The sequence below is a fragment of the Enterobacter cloacae complex sp. S1 genome, from assembly GCF_014930525.1.
Lineage (GTDB): Bacteria > Pseudomonadota > Gammaproteobacteria > Enterobacterales > Enterobacteriaceae > Enterobacter > Enterobacter hormaechei_C.
Genome location: NZ_JADBRE010000004.1, coordinates 204,882 through 220,063, shown reverse-complemented (window position 1 = coordinate 220,063; position 15,182 = coordinate 204,882). Strand labels below are relative to the sequence as shown.

Annotated in this window: 16 protein-coding genes and 1 tRNA gene; 11 read left to right on the top strand and 6 right to left on the bottom strand. The window is 55.4% G+C overall.

The features are described 5' to 3' along the window. The first annotated feature begins 9 nt into the window (after positions 1-9). The 4 genes from ureE to ureG are packed head-to-tail and all read left to right on the top strand — an operon-like array spanning position 10 to position 2,324. A complete protein-coding gene (ureE, locus tag IM290_RS03530) occupies positions 10-474 on the top strand; it encodes an urease accessory protein UreE (protein WP_017384028.1) in 465 nt (154 codons plus the stop codon). 9 nt (positions 475-483) lie between these two features. Then, complete coding sequence (locus IM290_RS03525; RefSeq protein ID WP_015571909.1) at positions 484-1,023, top strand: HupE/UreJ family protein; 540 nt, start codon at positions 484-486, stop codon at positions 1,021-1,023. Continuing rightward, the gene (locus IM290_RS03520; protein WP_193042135.1) at positions 1,023-1,697 is read left to right on the top strand and encodes an urease accessory protein UreF; all 675 of its coding nucleotides are present in this window, start codon (positions 1,023-1,025) and stop codon (positions 1,695-1,697) included. Before IM290_RS03525 ends, IM290_RS03520 begins: the two co-directional genes overlap by 1 nt. A gap of 9 nt (positions 1,698-1,706) precedes the next feature. Further along, entirely contained in the window at positions 1,707-2,324 is a 618-nt protein-coding gene (gene ureG, locus IM290_RS03515) for an urease accessory protein UreG (protein ID WP_014071813.1), read from the top strand. Positions 2,325-2,396: 72 nt separating this feature from the next. On the opposite strand, the gene tsaD is transcribed toward ureG, so the two are convergent. Beyond that, complete coding sequence (gene tsaD, locus IM290_RS03510) at positions 2,397-3,410, bottom strand: tRNA (adenosine(37)-N6)-threonylcarbamoyltransferase complex transferase subunit TsaD (RefSeq protein ID WP_193042134.1); 1,014 nt, start codon at positions 3,408-3,410, stop codon at positions 2,397-2,399. A 236-nt stretch (positions 3,411-3,646) separates the two neighbouring features. Here tsaD and rpsU point away from each other — a divergent pair, with 236 nt between their 5' ends. The 3 genes from rpsU to rpoD all read left to right on the top strand — a co-directional run bounded on the left by rpsU (position 3,647) and on the right by rpoD (position 7,720). Next, entirely contained in the window at positions 3,647-3,862 is a 216-nt protein-coding gene (gene rpsU / locus IM290_RS03505; protein ID WP_001144069.1) for a 30S ribosomal protein S21, read from the top strand. A 115-nt stretch (positions 3,863-3,977) separates the two neighbouring features. After that, positions 3,978-5,723: a DNA primase gene (gene dnaG, locus IM290_RS03500; RefSeq protein ID WP_003862574.1), complete on the top strand. Its 1,746-nt coding sequence runs from the start codon at positions 3,978-3,980 to the stop codon at positions 5,721-5,723. 152 nt (positions 5,724-5,875) lie between these two features. Beyond that, positions 5,876-7,720 (top strand): RNA polymerase sigma factor RpoD, encoded by a 1,845-nt coding sequence (rpoD, locus tag IM290_RS03495; protein WP_015571912.1) that lies wholly within the window; start codon positions 5,876-5,878, stop codon positions 7,718-7,720. Positions 7,721-7,822: 102 nt separating this feature from the next. Here rpoD and mug read toward each other — a convergent pair whose 3' ends face one another. Continuing rightward, positions 7,823-8,329, bottom strand: coding sequence for a G/U mismatch-specific DNA glycosylase (gene mug / locus IM290_RS03490; RefSeq protein ID WP_032649590.1), 507 nt, complete (start codon positions 8,327-8,329; stop codon positions 7,823-7,825). A gap of 124 nt (positions 8,330-8,453) precedes the next feature. On the opposite strand from mug, the gene IM290_RS03485 reads away from it, so the two are divergent. Continuing rightward, positions 8,454-8,529 (top strand) — tRNA-Ile (locus tag IM290_RS03485). A 454-nt stretch (positions 8,530-8,983) separates the two neighbouring features. Here IM290_RS03485 and IM290_RS03480 read toward each other — a convergent pair. Both IM290_RS03480 and IM290_RS03475 read right to left on the bottom strand, forming a co-directional pair. Further along, on the bottom strand, positions 8,984-9,448 hold the full coding sequence (locus tag IM290_RS03480) for a hypothetical protein (protein WP_017692646.1): 465 nt from the start codon (positions 9,446-9,448) through the stop codon (positions 8,984-8,986). Continuing rightward, the gene (locus IM290_RS03475; protein ID WP_017692645.1) at positions 9,426-9,818 is read right to left on the bottom strand and encodes a polymorphic toxin type 44 domain-containing protein; all 393 of its coding nucleotides are present in this window, start codon (positions 9,816-9,818) and stop codon (positions 9,426-9,428) included. The genes IM290_RS03480 and IM290_RS03475 overlap by 23 nt, the downstream gene beginning before the upstream one ends. A gap of 206 nt (positions 9,819-10,024) precedes the next feature. On the opposite strand from IM290_RS03475, the gene IM290_RS03470 reads away from it, so the two are divergent. Continuing rightward, on the top strand, positions 10,025-10,516 hold the full coding sequence (locus tag IM290_RS03470) for an Hcp family type VI secretion system effector (protein ID WP_045327447.1): 492 nt from the start codon (positions 10,025-10,027) through the stop codon (positions 10,514-10,516). Positions 10,517-10,972: 456 nt separating this feature from the next. Further along, entirely contained in the window at positions 10,973-12,142 is a 1,170-nt protein-coding gene (locus IM290_RS03465) for a DNA repair protein (RefSeq protein ID WP_193042133.1), read from the top strand. Here the strand turns inward: IM290_RS03465 and IM290_RS03460 are convergent, their stop codons facing one another. Then, on the bottom strand, positions 12,143-12,907 hold the full coding sequence (locus IM290_RS03460; protein WP_058686001.1) for a siderophore-interacting protein: 765 nt from the start codon (positions 12,905-12,907) through the stop codon (positions 12,143-12,145). Between the two features lie 145 nt (positions 12,908-13,052). Here IM290_RS03460 and IM290_RS03455 point away from each other — a divergent pair, with 145 nt between their 5' ends. Continuing rightward, on the top strand, positions 13,053-13,547 hold the full coding sequence (locus tag IM290_RS03455) for a PadR family transcriptional regulator (RefSeq protein ID WP_193042132.1): 495 nt from the start codon (positions 13,053-13,055) through the stop codon (positions 13,545-13,547). Here IM290_RS03455 and IM290_RS03450 read toward each other — a convergent pair. Beyond that, positions 13,544-15,103, bottom strand: coding sequence for a methyl-accepting chemotaxis protein (locus tag IM290_RS03450; RefSeq protein ID WP_023295468.1), 1,560 nt, complete (start codon positions 15,101-15,103; stop codon positions 13,544-13,546). The genes IM290_RS03455 and IM290_RS03450 overlap by 4 nt on opposite strands. Between the last annotated feature and the right edge of the window lie 79 nt (positions 15,104-15,182).

Genomic DNA, 15,182 nt, shown 5'->3' with positions numbered 1-15,182 from the left:
GGAGTCATGATGATCTATTTAACCCAACGCCTGGACCATGCGCATCCGATTACCGCCAGCGTCACGCTACCGATTGATGTGCGGGTAAAAAGCCGCGCCCGCGTGGCGCTGAACGACGGCCGCGAAGCCGGGCTAATGCTGCCGCGCGGCCTGCTGCTGCGCGGGGGCGACCTGCTGACTACCGACGATGGCAGCGAGGTGATCGAAGTGATCGCCGCCCCGGAGTCGGTTTCCGTGGTGCGCTGCGCCGACCCGTTCCTGCTCGCCCGCGCCTGTTATCACCTGGGCAATCGTCACGTACCGCTGCAAATAATGCCTGGCGAACTGCGCTACCACCACGACCACGTCCTCGACGATATGCTGCGTCAGTTCGGGCTGGAGGTGACCTTCGCCAGCCTGCCATTTGAACCGGAAGCGGGCGCTTACACCAGCGATGCCCACAGCCATAGCCACTCTCACGCTCATTCACATTAAGGACTCATCATGCGCAAGTACTTACCGCTGTTACTGCTGGCTTTTTCCGTTCCCGCGCTCGCGCATCCCGGCCACGGGACCGACAGCTTCCAGGCCGGATTTCTCCATCCGCTGACCGGGCTGGATCACCTGCTGATGCTGACGGGGGCTGGCGTGCTCTCCGCCCTGAGCGGCCGCAAGCTGCTGTTGCCGTTAGCGACGCTCGGCATGATGCTTGCTGGTGCCGTTGCGGGCAGCCTGCTCGGCGGCTTTAGCGGCATGGAGATGCTGATTATCGCCTCGCTGGCGGTCTGCGGCGTGATGATGTTTAAGACTGAAAATCGCCTGCTGCTGGCGGTGCCGGCCCTGGCGATGTTCCACGGCTGGGCGCACGGCGTGGAGATGTCCGGCCACAGCTTCTGGCTCTTCACGAGCGGGTTTATGTTAGCCAGCGCCACGGTGCTGTGTGCCAGCTTCGCGGCAGGGCTGCTGCTGCGCCGTCACGACGGCCTGCGTAAAACCTTCGGCGGCGGGCTGATCGTCTCCGCCCTGCTGGCGCTGATGAGCTGATGGAGCACGCCCGCCAGCGGCTGCGCCTGATGCAGCTCTCCAGCAGTAGCCTGCCGGTCGGATCGTTTACCTGGTCGCAGGGGCTGGAGTGGGCTGTCGAGGCCGGGTGGGTCACGGACGCTGAGGCCTTCAGGCGCTGGCAGATCCAGCAGATGGAGCAGAGCTTTTTCTGCGTCGACCTGCCGCTGTTTATCCGTCTTTATCAGGCCTGTGAGCAACGCGATCTTACAAATGCAAAACGCTGGACGGCATACCTTCTCGCCTGCCGGGAAACGCGCGAGCTGCGAGAAGAAGAGCGCAACCGTGGGGCGGCCTTTACGCGACTGATTAAGAGCTGGGAGCCGGATTGTCCGCCCGAATGGCTGCCGCTATTTATGCAGAGCCAGCTCGGCGGCATGGCCTGGCTCGGCGTGCGCTGGGGCATTAGCGCGCGCGAGCTGGCGCTGAGTCTGGGCTACAGCTGGATAGAGAGCGCGGTGATGGCGGGCGTCAAGCTGGTACCGTTTGGGCAGCAGGCCGCACAACAGCTGATTATCGACCTGAGCGACCATTTTGCCGCCGGGTTTGAACAGGCATTTTTACGTGGCGACGACGCGCTGGGGGCCGCTACGCCGCTGTCGGCCATCGCCTCCGCGCGCCATGAAACCCAATATTCACGACTATTCCGTTCCTGAGGAGTCAACATGGCTGATTACAAACATCCCCTGCGCGTGGGCGTGGGCGGCCCGGTAGGGTCGGGCAAAACCGCCCTGCTGGAAGCGCTCTGCAAGGCGATGCGCGACACCTATCATCTTGCGGTGGTGACCAACGATATCTACACCAAAGAGGATCAGCGCATCCTGACCGAGGCGGGTGCGCTGGAGCCAGAGCGCATCGTGGGCGTGGAAACGGGCGGCTGCCCGCATACCGCCATCCGCGAAGATGCCTCAATGAACCTGGCGGCGGTGGAAGCGTTGAGCGAGAAGTTCGGCAATCTGGATCTGATCTTCGTGGAAAGCGGCGGGGATAACCTGAGCGCGACCTTCAGCCCGGAGCTGGCGGACCTCACCATCTACGTCATCGACGTGGCCGAAGGGGAAAAAATCCCGCGCAAGGGCGGGCCGGGGATCACCAAATCCGATTTTCTGGTGATCAACAAAACCGACCTCGCGCCGTACGTGGGGGCGTCGCTGGAGGTAATGGAGCGCGACACTAATCGCATGCGCGGCGAGCGTCCGTGGACGTTTACCAACCTGAAGGCGGGCGACGGTTTAGCGACGATCATTGCGTTTCTGGAAGAGAAAGGAATGTTGCGGGTGTAGGGTGGTTTATTGCACGTTAGCACACGTGGATCTTGTAGGCCCGGTAAGCGCAGCGCCACCGGGCAAAGAAACTCACGCCTCCGGCAGTTCCGCCAGCGGCCAGCGCGGACGCACAGACACGCTCAGGTCAGCCGTTGCGCCGGCGTTCAGACGCACCATCCCGGCGTAGGCGATCATCGCCCCGTTATCGGTACAGAACTCCGGACGCGCATAGAACACTTCCCCGCGACGCTTTTGCATCATCTCAGCAAGCTTCGCGCGCAGCGTGCGGTTAGCGCTGACGCCACCGGCCATCACCAGGCGCTTAAAGCCGGTCTGATCCAGCGCGCGCTTGCACTTGATCATCAGCGTATCCACCACCGCGTCTTCGAACGCACGGGCGATATCGGCACGGGTCTGCTCACTGTCGTCATTATTGCGGATAGTATTGGCCGCGAAAGTTTTCAGGCCAGAGAAGCTAAAATCCAGCCCCGGACGGTCGGTCATCGGGCGCGGGAAGACAAAGCGCCCTTCCGTTCCCTGTGCGGCCATTTTCGACAGCATCGGGCCACCCGGATAATCCAGGCCCAGCAGCTTGGCGGTTTTGTCGAAGGCTTCACCGGCCGCATCGTCGATCGACTCGCCCAGCAGCGCGTACTTGCCAATGCCCGTTACGCTTATCAGCTGGGTATGCCCACCGGAAACCAGCAGCGCCACAAACGGGAACTCTGGCGGATTGTCTTCCAGCATCGGCGCCAGAAGGTGCCCTTCCATATGGTGAACCGGAATGGCCGGAACATCCCACGCGAAGGCCAGCGAACGCCCTACCGTTGCGCCGACCAGCAGCGCGCCGACCAGGCCCGGCCCTGCGGTATAGGCCACGGCATCAATATCTTTTGCACTCAACCCGGCCTCTTTAAGCGCCGCCTGAATCAGGGGAACCGTTTTACGCACGTGGTCACGAGAGGCCAGTTCAGGCACGACGCCGCCGTAGTCAGCGTGCAATTTCACCTGACTATACAGCTGGTTGGCCAGAAGCCCTTTTTCGTCGTCGTAAATCGCGATGCCGGTTTCATCGCAGGATGTTTCAATACCCAGTACACGCATGACTTGTTTTACCTCGTTTCAATACCGCGCAGTGTAGAGCCTGGGCGGATTGTTGTAAAACTTTGTTCGCCCCAGGAAGAAGCCTCGTGTATACTCCTCACCCTTATTAAAGTCCCTTTCAAAATCGCATCGGTGCTTTACAAAGCAGCAGCATTTGCAGTAAAATTCCGCACCATTTTGAAATAAGCTGGCGTTGATGCCAGCGGCAAACCGAATTTATTAAAGGTGAGAGTTACATGCCGGTAATTAAAGTACGTGAAAACGAGCCGTTCGACGTAGCACTGCGTCGCTTCAAACGTTCATGCGAGAAAGCAGGTGTTCTGGCTGAAGTTCGTCGTCGTGAGTTTTATGAAAAACCAACGACCGAACGTAAGCGCGCTAAAGCTTCCGCTGTGAAACGTCACGCGAAGAAACTGGCTCGCGAAAACGCACGCCGTACTCGTCTGTACTAATCTGTTGAGGGCCACAGCCCTCAATTGACAGACAGAGTTGTAGTCGTAAGGCCGTGCTTCCGGAAGGAATGCGCGGCTTGTTTTCGTTTATAAGTCGCTTAAATTTTTGGGGCATATGGCCGGAAGAATCCCACGCGTTTTCATCAATGACCTGCTTGCCAGAACCGACATCGTCGATCTCATCGACGCGCGGGTGAAGCTAAAAAAGCAGGGCAAGAACTACCATGCGTGCTGTCCGTTCCATAACGAAAAAACCCCCTCTTTCACCGTAAACGGTGAAAAACAGTTCTACCATTGCTTCGGCTGTGGCGCACACGGTAATGCCGTCGATTTTTTGATGAACTACGACAAGCTCGAGTTCGTTGAAACCGTCGAAGAGCTGGCGGCGATGCATAACCTTGAAGTGCCGTATGAAGCAGGCAGTGGGCCAAGTCAGATCGAGCGCCATCAGCGGCAAACGCTGTACCAACTGATGGATGGCCTGAATTCGTTTTACCAACAGTCTCTTAAGCACTCTGCGGCTGAGCCTGCGCGTCAGTATCTGAACAAGCGCGGACTGAGTGACGATGTGATTGCGCGTTTCGCTATTGGTTACGCCCCGCCCGGCTGGGACAACGTGTTAAAGCGTTTTGGCGGCAATAGCGAAGATCGTAAATCCCTCATCGACGCAGGCATGCTGGTCACCAACGACCAGGGACGAAGCTACGACCGCTTCCGTGAACGGGTGATGTTCCCGATCCGCGACAAGCGTGGCCGGGTGATAGGTTTTGGTGGTCGCGTGCTGGGTGATGCCCTGCCGAAATACCTTAACTCCCCGGAAACCGATATTTTCCATAAGGGCCGCCAGCTTTACGGTCTTTATGAGGCACAGCAGGATAATGCGGAACCTCCGCGTCTTCTGGTCGTCGAAGGCTATATGGATGTTGTTGCGCTGGCGCAGTACGACATTAACTATGCCGTTGCGTCGCTGGGAACGTCCACCACGGCGGACCATATCCAGCTGCTGTTCCGCGTCACCAACAACGTGATTTGCTGTTACGACGGTGACCGCGCAGGACGCGACGCCGCCTGGCGAGCGCTGGAAACCGCGTTGCCGTATATGACCGACGGGCGTCAGCTACGCTTTATGTTCCTGCCCGACGGTGAAGACCCGGATACGCTGGTGCGTAAAGAGGGCAAAGCGGCGTTTGAAGCGCGGATGGAGCAGGCTCAGCCGCTCTCCACGTTTCTGTTTAACAGCCTGATGCCGCAGGTTGATTTGAGTACCCCTGACGGGCGCGCGCAGCTCAGCACGCTGGCGCTGCCGTTAATCAGCCAGGTGCCCGGCGAAACGCTGCGCATCTATCTGCGTCAGGAGTTAGGCAACAAGCTCGGCATTCTGGATGACAGCCAGCTTGAACGTTTAATGCCGAAACAGGCTGAAAACGGCACGGTACGCCCCGCGCCTCAGCTAAAACGCACAACCATGCGTATACTGATAGGGTTGCTGGTGCAAAACCCCGAACTTGCTCCGCAAGTGCCGTCGCTGGCGGGTTTGAACCACGAAAAATTGCCCGGGCTTGGCTTATTTTCAGAATTGGTCAACACTTGTTTGTCTCAGCCAGGTCTGACCACCGGACAACTTTTAGAGCATTATCGCGGCACAAAAGAGGCCGCTACCCTTGAAAAACTGTCGATGTGGGACGATATAGCAGATAAGGATATCGCAGAAAAAACGTTCACCGACTCGCTCAACCATATGTTTGATTCGATGCTTGAGTTGCGCCAGGAAGAGTTGATAGCTCGCGAGCGCACCCATGGCCTGAGCAGCGAAGAACGCCGGGAGCTCTGGATGATTAACCAGGAACTGGCGAAGAAATAAAAAATTTAACGGCTTAAGTGCCGAATATCGATCGGGAAGCCCCCGGCAGCCGCACTGAGAGGCAGCGGCAAAAATATAAGTACGCCCTCGCTTTAAAGGTTGGCAGCCCATCGCCGACACCAATCAAACGAATTAAGTGTGGATACCGTCTTATGGAGCAAAACCCGCAGTCACAGCTGAAACTTCTTGTCCAACGCGGTAAGGAGCAAGGCTATCTGACCTATGCCGAGGTCAATGACCATCTGCCGGAAGATATCGTCGATTCAGATCAGATCGAAGATATCATCCAAATGATCAATGACATGGGCATTCAGGTGATGGAAGAAGCACCGGATGCCGATGATCTGTTGCTGGCTGAAACCTCCAACAACACTGACGAAGATGCGGAAGAAGCTGCTGCACAGGTCCTGTCCAGCGTGGAATCTGAAATCGGGCGTACCACTGACCCGGTCCGCATGTACATGCGCGAAATGGGTACTGTTGAACTGTTGACCCGCGAAGGCGAAATTGACATCGCAAAACGCATCGAAGACGGGATCAACCAGGTTCAGTGCTCTGTTGCCGAGTACCCGGAAGCGATTACCTATCTGCTGGAGCAGTACGATCGCGTTGAAGCGGAAGAAGCGCGTCTGTCCGATCTGATCACTGGCTTTGTCGACCCGAACGCTGAAGAAGATATGGCGCCAACCGCCACTCACGTCGGTTCTGAGCTGTCTCAGGAAGAGATGGATGACGACGAAGACGAAGATGAAGAAGAAGAGGACGACAGCAGCGACGATGACAACAGCATCGACCCTGAACTGGCGCGTGAGAAGTTTGCCGAGCTGCGTACCCAGTACGAAGTGACGCGTGACACCATCAAAGCGAAAGGCCGCAGCCATGCCGCCGCTCAGGAAGAGATCCTGAAGCTGTCTGAAGTGTTCAAACAGTTCCGCCTGGTGCCAAAACAGTTCGACTACCTGGTGAACAGCATGCGCGTGATGATGGATCGCGTACGTACCCAGGAACGTATCATCATGAAGCTGTGCGTTGAACAGTGCAAAATGCCGAAGAAGAACTTCATTACCCTCTTCACCGGCAATGAAACCAGCGAAACCTGGTTCAACGCCGCTATCGCGATGAACAAGCCGTGGTCTGAAAAGCTGCACGACGTGAAAGAAGACGTACAGCGCGGCCTGCAAAAACTGCATCAGATTGAAGAAGAGACCGGCCTGACCATCGAGCAGGTGAAGGACATCAACCGTCGTATGTCCATTGGTGAAGCGAAAGCCCGCCGTGCGAAGAAAGAGATGGTTGAAGCGAACTTACGTCTGGTTATCTCTATCGCCAAGAAATACACCAACCGTGGCCTGCAATTCCTGGATCTGATTCAGGAAGGTAACATCGGTCTGATGAAAGCGGTAGATAAGTTTGAATACCGTCGTGGTTACAAGTTCTCCACCTATGCTACCTGGTGGATCCGTCAGGCGATCACCCGCTCTATCGCAGACCAGGCGCGTACCATCCGTATTCCGGTGCATATGATTGAGACCATCAACAAACTCAACCGTATCTCTCGCCAGATGTTGCAGGAGATGGGTCGCGAGCCGACGCCGGAAGAGCTGGCTGAACGCATGCTGATGCCGGAAGACAAGATCCGTAAAGTGCTGAAAATCGCTAAAGAGCCAATCTCCATGGAAACGCCAATCGGTGATGATGAAGATTCGCATCTGGGTGATTTCATCGAGGATACCACCCTCGAGCTGCCGCTGGACTCTGCCACCACCGAGAGCCTGCGTGCCGCTACGCACGACGTGCTGGCTGGCCTGACCGCCCGTGAAGCCAAAGTGCTGCGTATGCGTTTCGGTATCGACATGAACACCGACCACACGCTGGAAGAAGTGGGTAAACAGTTTGACGTTACCCGCGAACGTATCCGTCAGATCGAAGCGAAGGCGCTGCGTAAGCTGCGCCATCCGAGCCGCTCTGAAGTACTGCGTAGCTTCCTGGACGATTAATCGGCCCTGAAATGAAAAAGCTCCCAATCGGGAGCTTTTTTTTTGTTTATTCCCTCTCCCTGTGGGAGAGGGTCAGGGTGAGGGCATCAGGCCGCAGAGGAGCTAAAGCCCCCTCACCACCAGCGCCTCATCCAGTTCCCGATACGCCTCCACCAGCTTGTCCAGCGTCGCCCTGTTCAGCCCACTCGGGTTCGGCAACACCCAAACCTGCGTTACGCCAATGGTAATGTTCTGCTTACCCCACCTGGCACCGCGCTGGCTGAACGCCTGCTCGTAGGCCTGCTTGCCGAGGATCGCCAGCGCCGCGGGCTGATAGTCTTCAATTTTCGCGATCAGCTCACGTCCGCCAGCGCGCAGCTCATGCAGATTCACTTCGCTTGCCTGTACCGTGGGTCGCTCGACCAGCATGGTGATGCCACAGCGCGTATCCAGCAGCTGCTGCTCTTCTTCCGGCTTAAGCTGTTTGTCGGTAAAACCGGCCTGGTGGATCACCTTCCAGAAGCGATTTCCCGGATGAGCAAAGTGAAAACCGGTGTGCGCCGATGACTTACCCGGATTGATACCGCAGAACACCACCCGCAGGCCAGGGGCCAGAATATCGTTGATCATCTCTACTCCTGTCTATGCATCTTAAGATAAGTATAAAGGATTGATTATGCGTTGTTTATAAAAACAGCAGGCAGGTGTGAATGGCTGGATTGCTGAGGGGAGTTACTTTATAATTCACCGCCACGGCCCCTTAGCTCAGTGGTTAGAGCAGGCGACTCATAATCGCTTGGTCGCTGGTTCAAGTCCAGCAGGGGCCACCAAATACAGCAAGGGCTGGCGGGGAGTTACCCACCAGCCTCTTTTTTCTAGGGATATGCCGGGGATATTCCAAAAAATTAACCATAGTGTTTTATAGTTAATTTATTACCGTTCATACACTCCTGGATCTAATCAGCTTCATGCAGTAACCACTATTGCAAGGGGTATGAATGAAACGGATCTTCATCACTGCTTCGGTTCTGCTTGCCCCCCTCAATAATGCTTATGCTGGCTGTTCTGCTGCCAGCTTTGCGGCGTGTTCTTCCCTGGCAACATCAACCGGGTCACGTCCACGTCCCAGCCACTGGCCGGGCGGGGCAATCACCCTGTTCGAACCCGGTGGACAACCACAATGTACTTCTGCCCCATGAACGGCTACGGGTACGCCGTGAAAACTTACACGCGGCTCATCGGATCATTGACCCGACCGCAAGGGATTTTTAAATAAATATTTATCTATCGACTAAATTTCCCCTTGTCCCAGCTCTCGCCACGGGCCGTTAAGTCAATTGACGGCGCGGCCGCTATTCCCTCAGCATCATAAAAAAATGCGGACGTTGTAAAGCTGTACACAGTGCCGTGAACAGTAAATGAGATATTGTTGCCTATGCCTTCAACTTTTGCGCGGGCGGTATTCGCTGTAAGCGTGGGCGCTATATGTTGTTTTTCGAGAGCCACCAGCGGATCACCGTCAATCTTACTCGCTAAAAAATAACGATACACTTCCCCGGTGGTCATGTTCGAGCCGTCATACTCAGTAATGTATAACCAGGTCCGGGGCGTGAGCTGGCGAACTTGATATAGCCGATCACTAACAGTTAAACGCTGTATATGTTGGAAATAACAGTACCCCGCGACCGCCAGGGCCATAAGAATAGTGGCGATCCAGTGCAGCGTCCTAAAAGTGATGCTGTTTAACATAGTCGATGCCTTGCTTTATCCAAAATTGGTCAATCGGATCATCACCAAACGGCGGGGTCCCCGTGAAATTACCCCATTCGGGTCTTGATGTGCCGGCTTTCCACTGCGCCGCGCCGGCAGCAATAAGCAAAATCTTTGCAGGGATGCACGCTGCATAACCCACAGCGCCGTAATGGAAATTCCCGAAGTCAGCATAAGCCCGTTTATGTTGTTTGTAATCCCACGGCCCGCCGTTTCTTACTCGCTCATAAAACCACGTATACGTAAGCGGGGCGGCCATATTCTGGACTTCGTGACGCGCCCGCGCGAGCCTTATGTGTTCGCGCAATATCTCCAGCCCGCGGGGTGGATAAATCGGTATACATGCCATCGTTCTTCCTTTCTGCCAGGCAAAAAGGGCAACATAAGAGCAATAACGGTAATGCGTACTGCTGAAGATCAATTTATTAATTTTATTTGCAACATCAATAAGTAACGAAATTAAATAACACGAACCTATAACACAATTTGTATCACCTGCGATCCGTATTTAGTCATTAATGAGGGTTTACCCTCAATGGAAATGGAGTTTTAAAAATGGCTATTCCTGCTTATCTATGGCTTAAGGATGATGGCGGCAACCCGATTAAGGGATCTGTGGATGTTCAAAATAGAGAAGGTAGTATAGAGATCCTCTCTTTTAGTCACGGCTTGTTAGTTCCGACCGATAACAACACCGGCAAGATCACCGGCACGCGCTTACATGCACCGCTCGTAATTGAAAAAGAGTTTGATAGCTCCAGCCCGTATCTCTACAAAGCGGTAGCCACCGGCCAAACGCTGAAAAGCGCAGAGATCAAGTGGTATAAAATCAACGATGCGGGCCAGGAGGTTGAATATTTCAATATGCTGCTTGAAAACGTCCGGGTAGTCAGCATTAACCCCGTCATGCATAACTGTAAAGAGCCAGCGTTACAGATACACAATCATAATGAGGGAATACAGCTCCGCTATGAGCGGATCACCTGGAAGTATTGCGATGGGAACATCCAATACTCGGATGCGTGGAACGAGCGGGTTACAGCGTAAAAAAAGGGCGGTTAATCCGCCCTGTATTGTTTTTAGTGCCAATTCTTTCGCCCCCTCGGTTTGCCAGCACGTAGCCTCCCCTCGATGGCAACACCCCGCGCGATTACCTGGTGCCAGCTCTCTGCACTTCTTATACATTTGGGGTGTTTTAATCATGCTTAATGCTGTTAAGCATTCTCTGGCAGTTATTGCGGCGTACCGCTGCCGCTGCACGCCTCCAGAACCCCAAATTTTCGAGTTTCTCGGTTCACGCATTCAAAAGTGAACTCTAAGGTCACATTTAACCCCGTGCTCCCCGTTCCAGAAGGAAGATTCAATAACTCTCACTCTTTCACAAACCCTAAAAACTAAAGAAATCCCCCATCGCGCCGATCATCATCCGTGTGTATTATTTCCTGTAGCTTTTACAACAACTAACCTTATCTCAAATACTTAAGCGCCAGAGCGAAAGGCATCATGAGCACACCGATCAAACGGCTAGAAATCATTAAAAATGCTATTGAGCTGGAAGATGACGACATCATCCGGAGCCAGCTGAAACGTCTCAAAGAGGAAGCCTTTGAAGATGATCTCCTGTCCATCGTCGCGGCGCTTGAGCAGAAAAACTACACCGCAGCCCTTCGCGCTATCACCGCCTGGCTGCAAAGCCAGCGCGCCGTTACCCCGTGGCGTGACCCACAGCTGGCGGCCAGCAAGCTGGAGCTGAAAGCCCTGGAAGAGCGTCTGCGCGATCTGATTGATCGCCGTAACGCCCGGGTACAGCAGCTTGATGAGTTCAACGATCTCTATTTCTCCCGCCTCGGGCCGTTGATGCAGCAGATCCTCGCCCTGCGTAAAACGCTGGCGGAGCTTAACCTGCGTCGTCAGCAGGCGGAGACGCGTCGTCGGGAAGAGGATTACCGCCGCTGCCAGGACTATATGGCGCAGGCCGTAGAGGTTCTGACAACGCTCACCCGGCGCTGGCGAGATCTGCCTGCGGATTCCGTTCAGGCGGCAGAGGCGCGCAAACATCTTCAGCAGCAAAGCAATCTGATTGCCAACCTGCTGGCCGAAGCAATGGAGCTGGAGACCGGTTTAACGCGTGAAGAAGAGCCGGCACGTCAGGCGCGCGATGAGGCCAACGAAGAGTACAAGAAGTATCGCGAACAGCATCATGATGCCGAAGTTCGCCTGCGTAAAGGCAAGGATCTCTCTGAAGAGGATCGGAACGAGCTGAAGCGGCTCTGGCGTCAGGCGAGCAAGCTATGCCACCCGGATCTGGTTGCCGATGATTTAAAAGAGGAGGCCAACAGGATGATGGTGCAACTCAACCAGGCCAAACAGCGCGGCGACGTGAAGGCCATTCGCTCGCTGGTCGCCCGTCTGCAACAAGGATTCGAACCGATGATGGCAAGCGACAGACTGAACGACCTGGAACGTATTCGTAAAAAGATGGCGCAGGTGCGTGAGCAAATCGACACCCTGGTGAACGAGCTGGCAGAGCTGGAGAAGGAAGAGTCCTGGCTGCTCGTCTCGTCGCTCAGCAATATGGAAGCCTACTTTGCCCAGCAGGAGAAAGCGCTGAAAGAGGTATGCGCCTCGCTCGAACATCAGGTGAGCGAAGCGCAGCTGGATCCCGCTGCCTGATTATTTGGCGTGCCAGTACGCGCTGGCACGCACCAGCTGCGGGTCAATTGCGTCGTTTTCAAACTGACGGCTCAGGCGTTTCACCACCTTCCCCTCTCCGGTCAGCCAGATAAAGTAATCCTCTTCCGGCACGGCCAGCGCGGCAAGATGGTCGGCCACCGCCTGCTCGTTGTGGCCGATAACCCAGGTGATGTTGAACCCGCTCAGGTGCGCCAGATAGTCCTGATACGCCGCATCGCCCACGGTGACGATGGCGTGGATCGCCGGGCGAACAGGCAGTTTTGCGATGCCTTCTAAACGGCGGCGCAGCGCGGGCATCCCCGACTCGTCGCACACGTACAGCTGCCAGGCGTAATCTTCCGGCACCACCAGCGAACCGCGCGGCCCGCCGATGGTCAGCTTGTCGCCCACCTTAGCCTCTACCGCCCAGTTGCTGGCAATGCCGCCATCATGAACGAAGAAATCGAGCGCCAGCTCATGTTTTTCGTCATCGTACAGCGGGGTATAGTCACGTGCCTGCGGACGCGTGCCGTCGCCCCAGTCGATGCCTTCATCGGTCACCACAGGCGGCACGAAAGTGGTGCCCGGTGCCGGGAAAAAGACTTTGGTATGGTCGTCAAAGCCGCGAGAGCTAAAGCCCTCCAGCGCCTCGCCGCCTAGCACAATGCGCTGAAATCCTGCGCTGACTCGCTCAGTGCGCAGCACGTTCAGCTCACGAAAACGCAGGTCATTGCGGACACGTTGAGGGTAACGGGTAGATGCCATGTTGATGCCCTTCTCAGGTGAATACGATATATCGGAATGAATTTTTAATGATAATGATTGCTATTAACTAAGAAATCAAGATTTTTTAGATTACATCTGAATATATCTTAGATATAGTTTAGATATATCAAATTGAGGGAAAAACATGCGACACGAACACGACGGCGGCGGACGCCGGCCACGATTTTTTGGCCATGGCGATTTGCGGCTGGTGATCCTGGATATCCTGACCCGCAACGCGAGCCATGGTTACGAACTGATCAAAGAGATCGAAAACCTGACTCAGGGACATTACACGCCAAGCCCTGGCGTGATCTATCCGACGCTGGATTACTTGCAGGATCAGGCGTTTATCACCATTACCGAAGAAGAGAACGGCCGTAAGCGGATTGCGATTAACGCCGCCGGAGAACAGTGGCTGGAAAATAACCGGGAACAGCTGGAGCAGATCCAGACGCGTATCAAGGCGCGCTCCGTCGGTTTCCAGCTGCGCAAAAACCCGCAGATGAAGCGGGCGCTGGATAACTTCAAAGCGGTACTGGATCTGAAGGTTAATCAGGGAGAGCTCAGCGACGCGCAGTTGAAACAGATTATCGGCGTGATTGACCGCGCGGCGCTGGAGATCTCCCAGCTGGATTAAGCCAGCACGCCGTCGCTCACGCGGAACACGCGGACCAGCTCTTTCAGGTGCATGGCCTGTTCGTTAAGGGATGCCGCCGCCGCAACGGACTCCTCCACCAGCGCGGAGTTCTGCTGGGTGGTGGCGTCTATCAGGCCAATCGCGCTGTTGATCTGCGAGATGCCTTCCGTCTGTTCATGGCTGGCCTGGCGAATCTCACGCAGGATTACGTCCATCTCCTCCACGTTGCCGACCATGCCGTTGATAAGCCCGCTGGCTTTCTCCACAAGGTTCATGCCGTCCTGCGTCTGGCTTGTGGAGCTTTCAATCAGCTGGCGGATCTCACTCGCAGATGTTGCACTTTTCTGCGCGAGCTGGCGTACCTCGCCCGCCACCACCGCAAAGCCGCGACCATGCTCACCCGCGCGCGCCGCTTCGACCGCCGCGTTTAGCGCCAGAATATTAGTCTGGAAGGCAATGGCGTCGATCAGGTCGATAATGTCGGACATCCTGTTCGATGTTTCGTTAATCAGGCGCATCTTGCTGGTGACCTGCTTCATCATCTCGCCGTTGTTTTTGACCACGGCAGCCGCATCGGCAGACAGGTTCGTCGCTTCTCCGGTGTGGGACGCGGTGTTCTTCACCGTAGCGGTGATCTGCTCCATCGACGCGGCCGTTTGTTCAACGGAACTGGCCTGCTCCTCCGTGCGGGCAGCCAGATCCTGGTTTCCCGCGACAATCTGCGCGGCGGCGCTGGAGATGTTTTCCGATCCGGTTTGCACCTGCTGCACAATCTCCAGCAGGCGCGTTTTCATCTCCATCAGTGCGGTGAGTAGCAGTCCGGTTTCATCTTTACCGTGCGAGATAATGCTGCCGGTGAGATCGCCATCGGCAATGGCCTCCGCAAAATTCACCGCGTCGTTCAGCGGTCGGGTAATGGATCGCACAATGAACCAGCCAGTCAGGCTGGCTGCCGCGACGCTGAAAAGCGTAATCAGGACCAGCAGGAGACGATTGGTGCGGAAATCGCCTTCCACCTGCTCGCCCGCACTCTGCATTTCATGGTCCTGGATCGCAATCAGCGCCTGCACTTTCGCTTTATAGGACTGTTGCAGATTCAGGGTGTTGGTCATCATTTCGTTTATCGCGCCCGCACGGTCGTTATTCTGCACGGCCTGCAAAATGCGGTAGCGCGAGTCAAGATATTGCTGGCGTACGCCGTGGATATCGGCCAGCACCTGTTGGGATTTTTTATCCTTGAGAGCGTTGTCCAGCTCGCTCAGGATTGCGGAGATGCGCTCGCTGATCGCCTTCAGACGCTGCTCTGATTGCGCCGTGTACGTTCCCTGTTCGTCCAGCAGCATGAGCTGCTGCGTGCTTATAAACTCCTGGAAGTTGTCGATTAACTGGTTCGCTTTTACCGTCGTTGGATAGTCGCTGGTAAGGATGGTTTGCATTCCATTGTTTGCCCGATTCAGGCTCATCAGAGACAAGCTTGCGCTGACGACCATCAGGACAATAAATAATCCAAACGCCAGAAATAATTTCGTGCCGATCTTTACGTCATGTATGAACATATTTACCCCATCGATGTGATTATTTCTCAGACGATCGCTGTTATCGACAGGAAACACGCTAACTTTATGACTTTGATCG

What these genes read in the sequence shown, in the direction of transcription:
- ureE (WP_017384028.1), top strand. Translation starts at nt 10, where the DNA reads ATGATCTATTTAACCCAACGCCTGGACCATGCGCATCCGATTACCGCC.
- IM290_RS03525 (WP_015571909.1), top strand. Translation starts at nt 484, where the DNA reads ATGCGCAAGTACTTACCGCTGTTACTGCTGGCTTTTTCCGTTCCCGCG.
- IM290_RS03520 (WP_193042135.1), top strand. Translation starts at nt 1,023, where the DNA reads ATGGAGCACGCCCGCCAGCGGCTGCGCCTGATGCAGCTCTCCAGCAGT.
- ureG (WP_014071813.1), top strand. Translation starts at nt 1,707, where the DNA reads ATGGCTGATTACAAACATCCCCTGCGCGTGGGCGTGGGCGGCCCGGTA.
- tsaD (WP_193042134.1), bottom strand. Translation starts at nt 3,410, where the DNA reads ATGCGTGTACTGGGTATTGAAACATCCTGCGATGAAACCGGCATCGCG.
- rpsU (WP_001144069.1), top strand. Translation starts at nt 3,647, where the DNA reads ATGCCGGTAATTAAAGTACGTGAAAACGAGCCGTTCGACGTAGCACTG.
- dnaG (WP_003862574.1), top strand. Translation starts at nt 3,978, where the DNA reads ATGGCCGGAAGAATCCCACGCGTTTTCATCAATGACCTGCTTGCCAGA.
- rpoD (WP_015571912.1), top strand. Translation starts at nt 5,876, where the DNA reads ATGGAGCAAAACCCGCAGTCACAGCTGAAACTTCTTGTCCAACGCGGT.
- mug (WP_032649590.1), bottom strand. Translation starts at nt 8,329, where the DNA reads ATGATCAACGATATTCTGGCCCCTGGCCTGCGGGTGGTGTTCTGCGGT.
- IM290_RS03480 (WP_017692646.1), bottom strand. Translation starts at nt 9,448, where the DNA reads ATGTTAAACAGCATCACTTTTAGGACGCTGCACTGGATCGCCACTATT.
- IM290_RS03475 (WP_017692645.1), bottom strand. Translation starts at nt 9,818, where the DNA reads ATGGCATGTATACCGATTTATCCACCCCGCGGGCTGGAGATATTGCGC.
- IM290_RS03470 (WP_045327447.1), top strand. Translation starts at nt 10,025, where the DNA reads ATGGCTATTCCTGCTTATCTATGGCTTAAGGATGATGGCGGCAACCCG.
- IM290_RS03465 (WP_193042133.1), top strand. Translation starts at nt 10,973, where the DNA reads ATGAGCACACCGATCAAACGGCTAGAAATCATTAAAAATGCTATTGAG.
- IM290_RS03460 (WP_058686001.1), bottom strand. Translation starts at nt 12,907, where the DNA reads ATGGCATCTACCCGTTACCCTCAACGTGTCCGCAATGACCTGCGTTTT.
- IM290_RS03455 (WP_193042132.1), top strand. Translation starts at nt 13,053, where the DNA reads ATGCGACACGAACACGACGGCGGCGGACGCCGGCCACGATTTTTTGGC.
- IM290_RS03450 (WP_023295468.1), bottom strand. Translation starts at nt 15,103, where the DNA reads ATGTTCATACATGACGTAAAGATCGGCACGAAATTATTTCTGGCGTTT.